Here is an 8,744-nt window from a genome sequence, read left to right as displayed (position 1 = left end):
TACACCCTTCAGCGCTCTCGATCCGCTCAGCTTCCGCTGCCCGGTCTGCCGCAGCCAGACCAAAGCGTTCAAAGACATCGGCCCCCGCAACAAACCGAGCGGCTTCGAGGAAAACCTCGGCTATGGACTCGGGGTGAACCAGCTCACCCCTGGCCAGAAGAATGTGCTGATCTTCGGTGGCTTCGCGCTGGCCATCGCCTTTTTCCTCTCCCTCTACTCCCTGCGCTGAGCACGGCATGCCCCGCTTCCTCTCCTCTCTCGGCGCCCTGGCGCTCTCGCTGGTGCTGGCCCTCGGCCTGAGCGGCTGCGTCAGCTCCGGGCTCGCCAGTGCCGGCGACAGTCCCTGGCAGCCGGTCGACATCCACACCAAATCCAACCCCCTGGATCTGGCCTTCACCGACAGCCGCCACGGCTTCCTGGTGGGCAGCAACCGCCTGATCCTGGAAACCAACGACGGGGGGGCCTCCTGGCAGGAGCGCGCCCTCGAGCTACCGGAGGAAGAAAACTTCCGCCTGATCAGCGTGGATTTCTCCGGAGATGAGGGCTGGATCGTGGGCCAACCCGGCCTGCTGCTGCACAGCACCGATGGCGGCCAGAACTGGAGCCGCCTCTTCCTCGACACCAAGCTCCCCGGCGAGCCCTACCTCGTGACCGCTCAGGGGCGCAGCCGCGCTGAGCTGGCCACCAATGTGGGCGCTGTGTATCGCACGGGCGATGGAGGCAACACCTGGCAGGCCGAGGTGGAAGACGCCGCCGGCGCCGTGCGCGATCTGCGCCGCAGCCCCGATGGTCGCTACGTGAGCGTGAGCGGCCTGGGCAACTTCTTCGCCACCTGGAACCCGGGCGATGCGGTTTGGACACCGCACCAGCGCGTCAGCAGCCAGCGCCTGCAATCGATGGGCTTCCAGCCCGATGGGGCGCTGTGGATGCTGGCCCGCGGCGCCCAGATGCGCTTCAGCCCCGATGCCAACAGCCCCGACGAATGGAGCAAGGCGGTGGTGCCGATCGTGAACGGCTACGGCTATCTCGATATGGCCTGGGATCCCAGTGGCGCGATCTGGACGGGCGGCGGTAGCGGCACCCTGCTGGTGAGCAACGACGGCGGCAAAACCTGGCAGAAAGACCCCGTGGGCAGCCAGCAACCCACCAACTTCACCCGCATCGCCTTCTTCGACGACGGCAAGGGTTTCGTGATGGGCGAACGCGGCTCGCTGCTGCGCTGGGTGGGCTAACAACGCTCTGTAACCAAGGCGGCAGCACGATCCCGGCAGCCGCCTCCTCAGGCCTAGGATCACCCAGCTGAATGCTCGCTGCTCATGGCCGCCGGCTCAACGGGTGAACGCCCGTTTTTCGAAATCATCACGAGCATCCGTTACTGGGTGATCCACGCCGTGACCCTGCCGGCGATTTTCCTGGCGGGCTTCCTGTTCGTGTCCACCGGCCTGGCCTACGACGCCTTCGGCACGCCCCGTCCGGATGCTTACTTCCAGACGCAGGACGTAAAAGCTCCCGTGGTCAGTCAGCGCTACGACGCTAAGGCCTCCCTCGACCAGCGCCTGAAATAAGCCATGACCCAAGTTCCCGCCAGCACCACTCCCCGCAACTACCCGATCTTCACGGTCCGGTGGCTCGCGGTGCACGCCCTTGGCATCCCCACGGTGTTCTTCCTGGGCGCCCTGGCTGCCATGCAGTTCATCCGTCGCTGAGGCCTGAACGTCATGCAACGCAATCCCAACCCGAACAACCTGCCGGTTGAACTGAACCGCACCAGCCTGTACCTGGGCCTGCTGTTTGTGTTCACCTGCGGGATTCTGTTCTCCAGCTACTTCTTCAACTGATCGGGAGGATCTGAGATGAGCGGCAAGAAATCCGGTCTTCCTGACGGAAGAATTCCTGACCGTCTTCCTGACGGTCGCCCGGCCGTGGCCTGGCGCTCCCGCTGGACCGAAGGCACCCTGCCCCTGTGGCTCGTAGCCACCGCTGGCGGCATGGCCGTGATCTTTGTGGTGGGCCTGTTCTTCTATGGCTCCTACACCGGTGTGGGTTCGGCCTGATCGGTCTAACGCAGATTGTTCAACACTTCTCTGAGGCCAGGTGCTCCGCTCTGGCCTTTTTGAGTGCCGCACCCAAGGCGGGGCCCGGGCGATAGCCCTGCTCCAGCAACATCTTGGCTGTCACCGGTGCAACCAGCAGACGCCAGTGCAGCAACCAACGCAGCAGAGGTCTGCGCCAGGGCGGCTGGGGATGGCTCGCTGCTACCAGCACCAGCTTCACCACCTGAGGAGCATCAGCGCCCGTCTCAAGCTGCTCTGTCCAGGCCGCAGCCGTCTGCGGGAGGGCAGCAGCGGCTGCTTGCTTCTGCAACTGCCGCAGCAGCAGGCTGCTCCGCTGCAGAAGCTGCTGCTCGCGGTGGGGCAACTGCAACCGTTGGGCGAGGGCAACAGGATCGTTGGCGCCCATCAACAGCGCCGGCAGGGGCGACAGGCCGAGCCGAGCCGCCCAGCGCAAACGCCGCTGCCAAGTTGCATCGCGCTGCAGCCCCTGCTCCAACAACACCAGGGCGCCCCACTGCTGCAGCTGGTTCAGCGCTGCAGCCCAGGGCTCGCGTTCCAGCAGCAGCTCCAGCTCCATCCGCAGGCGGGTGCTGAGAGCGGGCGGCGCCTGATCGGGGGGATCGCCCGGTTTCCAGCTCCAGGGCCAGCTCTGCAGGGTGCCGCGCAATTGCGCAAGGCTGGATGGCTCCAAAGCAAAGCCCAGCCGTGCGGCGTAGCGGGCCGCCCGCAGCGCGCGTGTGGGATCGTCGCGCAGGCTGTGGGCGTGGAGCAGCCGCAGCTGCCGCGCCGCTAGATCCTCCAGGCCGCCATAGGGATCCACCACCGCCTGCTCCTGCAGGTCTCGGAGCGGCAGGGCCATGGCATTCACGCTGAAATCGCGGCGAGCGAGGTCGTCCTCCAATCGGCCAGGACGCACCTGCGGGTTCTGCGCCGGCCGGGGATAGTGCTCATGCCGGGCCGTGGCCAGATCGATCCACACGCCCTGCCATTCCAATTCCACCGTGCCGTAAGCGTGATGAAACTGGCAGCGCACCGCCCCAGAACCATGCTGGGCGAGCAACCGCTGGGCCAGAGCATGGGCCGCCGGCTCAGCGCTGGCCGGGTCAACGCCTGGATCGCGGTATTGCACCAGCAGATCAATGTCGGGCAAGCCGCGCCAGGGATCGCGGTGCAAGCGATGCAACAGGGCATCGCGCAGGGCGCCGCCCACCAGGTAGAGCTCAAGATCCGGATCGGCCACCTGCTGCAGGGCGGTGATCAGGCCCGGATGGAGAGCTTCGGCCAGCCCCATCACGCCAGGAAGCGCGGGTGGTCGCGAAGCCAGGCGGCGAAGGCTGCCAACCCTTGCTCGAGTGGGGTGTGAGGCTTAAAGCCCACCCAGGCCTCGAGGGCCGAGGTGTCGGCGGCGGTGGCCACCACGTCGCCGGGTTGCATGGGCTGAAAGTCTTTGATCGCCGAGCGGCCGAGGGCCTGCTCCAACACCTCGATGAAACGCAGCAGCGGGGTCGGCTGGGCGTTACCGATGTTGAACACGCGATGGGGCACCGCGGCGGTAGCCGGATTGGGATGCAGCGGATCAAAGCTGGGGTCTGGGGTGGCCGGCCTGTCCAGGCAACGGATCACACCCTGAACGATGTCGTCGATGTAGGTGAAATCCCGCTGCATGCAGCCGTGATTGAACACGCGGATCGGCTCGCCCGCCTGGATGGCCCGGGCGAACAGCATCGGCGCCATATCGGGACGGCCCCAGGGGCCATACACCGTGAAAAAGCGCAGTCCGGTGGCTGGCAGGCCATAGAGGTGACTGTAGGTGTGGGCCATCAATTCATTGGCCTTCTTGGTGGCCGCATACAGGCTCACCGGGTGATTCACGGCCTGCTGCTCGCTGAAGGGCATCTGTCGGTTGCCGCCATACACCGAGCTACTGGAGGCATACACGAGATGCTCAACCCCATGATGGCGACAACCCTCGAGGATGTGCCCGAATCCCGCCAGGTTGCTCTGCACGTAGGCAGCGGGGTTCTCGAGCGAATAACGCACTCCGGCCTGGGCAGCGAGATGCACCACCACCCGCGGCCGCTCCGCCGCAAACAGGGCCGCCATCGCCTCGGCATCGGCGAGATCCAGCCGTTCAAACCGCCAGGCACTGCCGCAGGCTGCTGCACACTGCTGCACCCGATCGAGCCGGGCCTGCTTAAGCGCCGGGCTGTAGTAGCTGTTCAGATTGTCGAGGCCCACCACGGCCTCGCCGCGCTGCAACAACTGACAGGCCACCTCAGCGCCAATGAAACCGGCGGCACCGGTCACCAGGATGGGTTGAGTTGCAGTCATGAGGAAACGGGGGTGCCGCTCAGGGGCAGTCGCTGAGGCGACGCTGGAAATCGGCGATCGTGGGTTCGAGACCCTGCTCCAAAGCCACGCTCGGCCGCCAGCCCAGCTCCTGCTGGGCCAGGGTGATCAGCGGCTGGCGCTGCTTAGGATCATCGAGCGGCAGAGGCTTCTCGATCAACGGCAGAGCCGGATTGATCCGCGCCCGCACCAGCTCCGCCAGCTGGCGAATCGTGAATTCACTGGGGTTACCGAGGTTGATCGGCCCCGTGTGGGCTCCGTTCATCAGGCGGATCAGCCCTTCCACCAGATCGTCCACGTAACAGAAGGAACGGGTCTGGCTGCCATCGCCGTAGAGGGTGAGCGGCTGGCCATTCAGTGCCTGCACGATGAAGTTGCTCACCACACGCCCGTCATCCGGCAGCATGCGCGGCCCGTAGGTGTTGAAGATCCGGGCGACGCGGATCTCCGTGCCGTGCATGCGTTTGTAATCAAAACAGAGGGTTTCGGCGATGCGCTTGCCCTCGTCGTAGCAACTGCGCAAGCCGATGGTATTGACACAACCGCGGTAGCTCTCCGGCTGGGGATGCAGCTCGGGATCGCCGTACACCTCTGAGGTGCTGGCCAGCAGCAGCCGCGCACCCACCCGCCGCGCCAGCCCGAGCATGTTGTAGGTGCCCAGGAAGCTGGTTTTGGCGGTTTTGATCGGGTTGTGCTGGTAATGCACCGGTGAAGCCGGACAGGCCAGGTGCCAGATCCGATCCACCTCGAGCCGAATCGGCTCAGTGACGTCGTGGCGGATCAGTTCAAAGCGGGGGTGAGCGATCCAGGCTTCGATGTTGGCTTTGCGGCCGGTGAAGTAGTTGTCGAGGCAGATCACCTCTTCGCCAGCTTCCATCAGCCGGTCCACCAGATGTGAGCCCACAAAGCCGGCGCCGCCGGTGATCAGGTTGCGCGGCAGTCGCTCCGACATCCCTCAGCCTTCGCCCACAACCCACACCTGCAAGCCGGCGGCCCGGGCGGCGCTGGCAACGGCCTTCGCCCGGGCATCAAACAACCAGGCGGGCTGCCGCATCAGCGCCGCCACGGCCGGCCAGTCGATCTGGGCGAACTGCTGCCATTCCGTGAGCAGGAGCAGCGCATCAGCCCCGGCTGCCGCCTGCTGCACCGTGGACACCTGCTGCCAGCTGCCCTCACCCTCCCCAGCGGGGCGGCCCAGATCGAGAGCTATCTGTCGTGCGCTCACCTTGGGATCCACGATCTGCAGGATGGCGCCCTCATCCAGCAGCTCTTGGCAGATGCGGATGGCTGGGGATTCACGGGTGTCGTTGGTATCGGCCTTGAAGGCAAAACCGAGCACCCCAATGCGCTTGCCGCTCACGGTGCCGAACAACTTGGTGATCACCAGCCGGGCAATGCGCTGCTGCTGCCATCGGTTAAGCGCCACCACCTGCTCCCAGTAGGTCGCCACCTCCTCGAGGCCGTAATGGCGGCAGAGATACACCAGGTTGAGGATGTCCTTCTGGAAGCAGCTGCCGCCAAAACCGGGCCCAGCCTGCAGAAATTTGGCACCGATCCGGCTATCAGCACCGATGGCGCGGGCTACCTCCCGCACATCAGCTCCGGTGGCCTCGCAGAAGGCGGCAATGCCATTGATCGAGCTGATCCGTTGCGCCAGGAAAGCGTTGGCCGTGAGCTTGCTCAGCTCACTGCTCCACAGGTTGGTGCGCAGAATCCGCTCCTGCGGCACCCAGCTGGCGTAGATCTCCGCCAGGGCTTCGACAGCAGCTGGATCCTGACCGCCGATCAAGACGCGATCGGGCTGCTCCAGATCCTCAATCGCGGTGCCCTCTGCCAGAAACTCCGGGTTGGAGAGCACTGAGTAGGTGCTGTCTCCCTGTTCGCTTTGGGCTGCCGTGAGGATCTCCTGGATCACCGCAGCGGTGCGCACCGGCAACGTGCTCTTCTCCACCACGATCGTGTGACCACGCGCCGCCTTGGCCACCGTGCGGGCACTGGCTTCCACCCACTTGAGATCGCTGGCCTGGCCAGCCCCCAACCCTCGGGTTTTGGTGGGGGTGTTCACCGAGATGAACACCAGATCAGCGGCAGCGATGGCCGCCTCCACCTGCGTGCTGAAGTGCAGATTGCGGCCGCGGGCACGGCCCACCACGGCATCGAGGCCGGGCTCATACACCGGCAGTTGGCTCAGATCGGGATCGTTCCAGGCGGCAATGCGCTCAGCGTTGAGATCCACTACCGTCACTTGGATGTGGGGGCAACGATCGGCAATCACAGCCATCGTGGGGCCGCCCACGTAGCCCGCGCCGATGCAACAGATGGCGCGCACGGCTGCAGGGCTGGACATCAGAAAGGCGGCAGTCGCATCAGCCCTCGCAACCTAAGCGAACTGACTTAGCAGCTCAGCCGCGGCCATCGGCTGTTCGGTTTGCTCCTGGAGGTTCTTCACGATCACCTGGTCCAGCCGCACTTCGTCCTCACCGATCACCACAGCCCAGCGCGCACCGCTGCGATCCGCCCGCTTCAGCTGCTTACCAAAGGCCGAAGCGCTGAGATCGAGCTCCACCGACCGACCGCTGCGGCGCAGCTGACGCGCCAGCACCAGCGCCTGGGCCTCCGCCAGGCTGCCGCGGCTCACGACATAAATGTCCGGCGAAGCGTCCTGACGCTCACCCGCCTGCGCCAGCAGCATCACCAGGCGTTCCACACCCAGCGCCCAACCAATGGCCGGGGTAGACGCACCACCGAGCTGCTCCACCAGGCTGTTGTAACGGCCACCGCCACACACGGTGGCCTGGGCTCCCAGCTGGCTGGAGGTGATTTCAAAGGCGGTGTGGCTGTAGTAATCGAGTCCGCGCACCAGCCGGGGGTTGAGCTGGAAGGGGATCTCCAGAGCCGTTAGCCCCTCTTGCACCCGTTCAAACCGTTCGCGGCTCTCGGGGGCCAGGGCCGCCGCCAGGGTGGGAGCGTCCTGGAGCAAGGCCTGGGTGGTGGCGTTCTTGCTGTCGAGGATGCGCAGGGGATTGCGAGCTAGGCGGTCCTGGGAATCCGGATCGAGCTGGTCACGCCGCTGCTCGAGCCAGGCCACCAGCTGCTGGCGAAAGTGGGCCCGGTCGTCGGCGCTGCCGAGGCTGTTGAGCTCGAGGGCCAGCCCCTGCACCCCCAGATCCGCCAGCAGATCCCAGGCAATGGCGATTGCTTCCACATCGCTGCGGGCATCGGCGAAGCCCAGAAATTCCAGGCCAATCTGATGGAACTGCCGCTGCCGGCCGGCCTGAGGGCGCTCATACCGGAACATCGGCCCGCCATACCAGAGCCGCTGGGGACCCTGGCTCAGCAAGCCGTGCTGGATGGCAGCCCGCACCACCGATGCGGTGCCTTCCGGCCGCAGGGTGCAGCTGCGCTCGCCTCGATCCAGAAACGTGTACATCTCCTTGCCCACCACATCGGTGGCTTCGCCGATTCCCCGCGCAAACAGCTCCGTGGCTTCGAGGATGGGTGTGCGAATCTCTGCCACAGCGGCCCGCTGGAAATGGCAGCGCGCAGTGGCTTCCAGCTGCTGCCACACCCCAATCTGCTGCGGCAGCAGATCCACCATCCCGCGCAGACTCTGCAGCTTCTCCACAAACCACACCTGGCTGGGGTCAGTCTGCGGGATCGACGTGGATCAGCCCTGTCGTGGATCAGCCCTAAGGTTGAAAGCCCTGCTCACGAGCCGTGGCCCGACTGTTGATCACCGGTGGGGCTGGCTTCATCGGCAGCCACACCTGCCTGGTGCTGCTGGAAGCGGGCCACAACCTGGTGGTGCTCGACAACTTCAGCAACAGCTCCCCCGAAGCGCTGCGCCGCGTGGCCGCCCTGGCTGAGCTGCCGCCCGCAATCCAGCAACAACGCCTGCGAGTGATCCAAGGCGACATCCGCCAGCCAGCTGACCTGGAACAAGCCTTCTCGGCTACCGCCGCTCAGGAACCGATCGATGCCGTGATCCACTTCGCCGGCCTGAAGGCGGTGGGCGAATCGGTGCAACACCCGCTGCGCTACTGGGATGTGAATGTGGCCGGATCGCGCCAGCTGCTGGCGGCGATGCAGGCAGCCGGCTGCCGCACGCTGGTGTTCAGCAGCAGCGCCACGCTCTATGGCTACCCCGACCAGGTGCCGATCCCCGAAACGGCGCCTGTACAGCCCATCAATCCCTACGGCCACAGCAAGGCGGCGGTGGAGCGGTTGCTAGCGGATCTGGCGGCCAGCGAGCCCGGCTGGCGCATCGCCAGCCTGCGCTACTTCAACCCGGTGGGCGCACACCCAAGCGGACGCATCGGCGAGGATCCCAACGGCATCCCC

General features: G+C 65.7%; 11 protein-coding genes and 1 pseudogene. 7 read left to right on the top strand and 5 right to left on the bottom strand.

Going from position 1 to position 8,744, the window contains the following annotated elements:
* From ACIQ2E_RS09630 to ACIQ2E_RS09605, 6 genes and pseudogenes are all read left to right on the top strand, one after another.
* Window positions 1-229: pseudogene (locus tag ACIQ2E_RS09630) on the top strand (rubredoxin); the annotation flags it as partial.
* Between the two features lie 7 nt (window positions 230-236).
* On the top strand, window positions 237-1,232 hold the full coding sequence (locus ACIQ2E_RS09625) for a photosynthesis system II assembly factor Ycf48 (RefSeq protein ID WP_398329508.1): 996 nt from the start codon (window positions 237-239) through the stop codon (window positions 1,230-1,232).
* Window positions 1,233-1,316: 84 nt separating this feature from the next.
* The gene (gene psbE, locus ACIQ2E_RS09620) at window positions 1,317-1,565 is read left to right on the top strand and encodes a cytochrome b559 subunit alpha (RefSeq protein ID WP_296365937.1); all 249 of its coding nucleotides are present in this window, start codon (window positions 1,317-1,319) and stop codon (window positions 1,563-1,565) included.
* 3 nt (window positions 1,566-1,568) lie between these two features.
* Window positions 1,569-1,706 carry a cytochrome b559 subunit beta gene (psbF, locus tag ACIQ2E_RS09615; RefSeq protein WP_214338605.1) on the top strand — a complete coding sequence of 46 codons (138 nt, stop codon included), beginning with the start codon at window positions 1,569-1,571 and terminating at the stop codon, window positions 1,704-1,706.
* Between the two features lie 12 nt (window positions 1,707-1,718).
* Window positions 1,719-1,838 (top strand): photosystem II reaction center protein L, encoded by a 120-nt coding sequence (locus ACIQ2E_RS09610; protein WP_010312224.1) that lies wholly within the window; start codon window positions 1,719-1,721, stop codon window positions 1,836-1,838.
* Window positions 1,839-1,853: 15 nt separating this feature from the next.
* On the top strand, window positions 1,854-2,054 hold the full coding sequence (locus ACIQ2E_RS09605; RefSeq protein ID WP_010312227.1) for a photosystem II reaction center protein J: 201 nt from the start codon (window positions 1,854-1,856) through the stop codon (window positions 2,052-2,054).
* Window positions 2,055-2,073: 19 nt separating this feature from the next.
* Here ACIQ2E_RS09605 and ACIQ2E_RS09600 read toward each other — a convergent pair whose 3' ends face one another.
* From ACIQ2E_RS09600 to hisS, 5 genes are read right to left on the bottom strand one after another with little or no spacing between them, the layout of a single operon-like run.
* Window positions 2,074-3,345: a CCA tRNA nucleotidyltransferase gene (locus ACIQ2E_RS09600; protein ID WP_398329503.1), complete on the bottom strand. Its 1,272-nt coding sequence runs from the start codon at window positions 3,343-3,345 to the stop codon at window positions 2,074-2,076.
* Window positions 3,345-4,385, bottom strand: coding sequence for an NAD-dependent epimerase (locus ACIQ2E_RS09595; protein WP_398329501.1), 1,041 nt, complete (start codon window positions 4,383-4,385; stop codon window positions 3,345-3,347). Before ACIQ2E_RS09595 ends, ACIQ2E_RS09600 begins: the two co-directional genes overlap by 1 nt.
* A gap of 19 nt (window positions 4,386-4,404) precedes the next feature.
* Window positions 4,405-5,355 (bottom strand): UDP-glucuronic acid decarboxylase family protein, encoded by a 951-nt coding sequence (locus ACIQ2E_RS09590; protein WP_398329498.1) that lies wholly within the window; start codon window positions 5,353-5,355, stop codon window positions 4,405-4,407.
* Between the two features lie 3 nt (window positions 5,356-5,358).
* The gene (locus ACIQ2E_RS09585) at window positions 5,359-6,750 is read right to left on the bottom strand and encodes a nucleotide sugar dehydrogenase (RefSeq protein ID WP_398329495.1); all 1,392 of its coding nucleotides are present in this window, start codon (window positions 6,748-6,750) and stop codon (window positions 5,359-5,361) included.
* Window positions 6,751-6,783: 33 nt separating this feature from the next.
* Window positions 6,784-8,028 (bottom strand): histidine--tRNA ligase, encoded by a 1,245-nt coding sequence (gene hisS / locus ACIQ2E_RS09580; RefSeq protein WP_398329492.1) that lies wholly within the window; start codon window positions 8,026-8,028, stop codon window positions 6,784-6,786.
* Window positions 8,029-8,120: 92 nt separating this feature from the next.
* On the opposite strand from hisS, the gene ACIQ2E_RS09575 reads away from it, so the two are divergent.
* A partial coding sequence (locus ACIQ2E_RS09575) for an SDR family NAD(P)-dependent oxidoreductase (RefSeq protein ID WP_398329489.1) occupies window positions 8,121-8,744 on the top strand: 624 nt, incomplete at its 3' end.

Source organism: Vulcanococcus sp., from assembly GCF_044369115.1.
Classification (GTDB): Bacteria; Cyanobacteriota; Cyanobacteriia; order PCC-6307; family Cyanobiaceae; genus Vulcanococcus.
The sequence above is the reverse complement of the archived record's forward strand: the minus strand, read 5'-3'. Positions and strand labels throughout refer to the sequence as shown.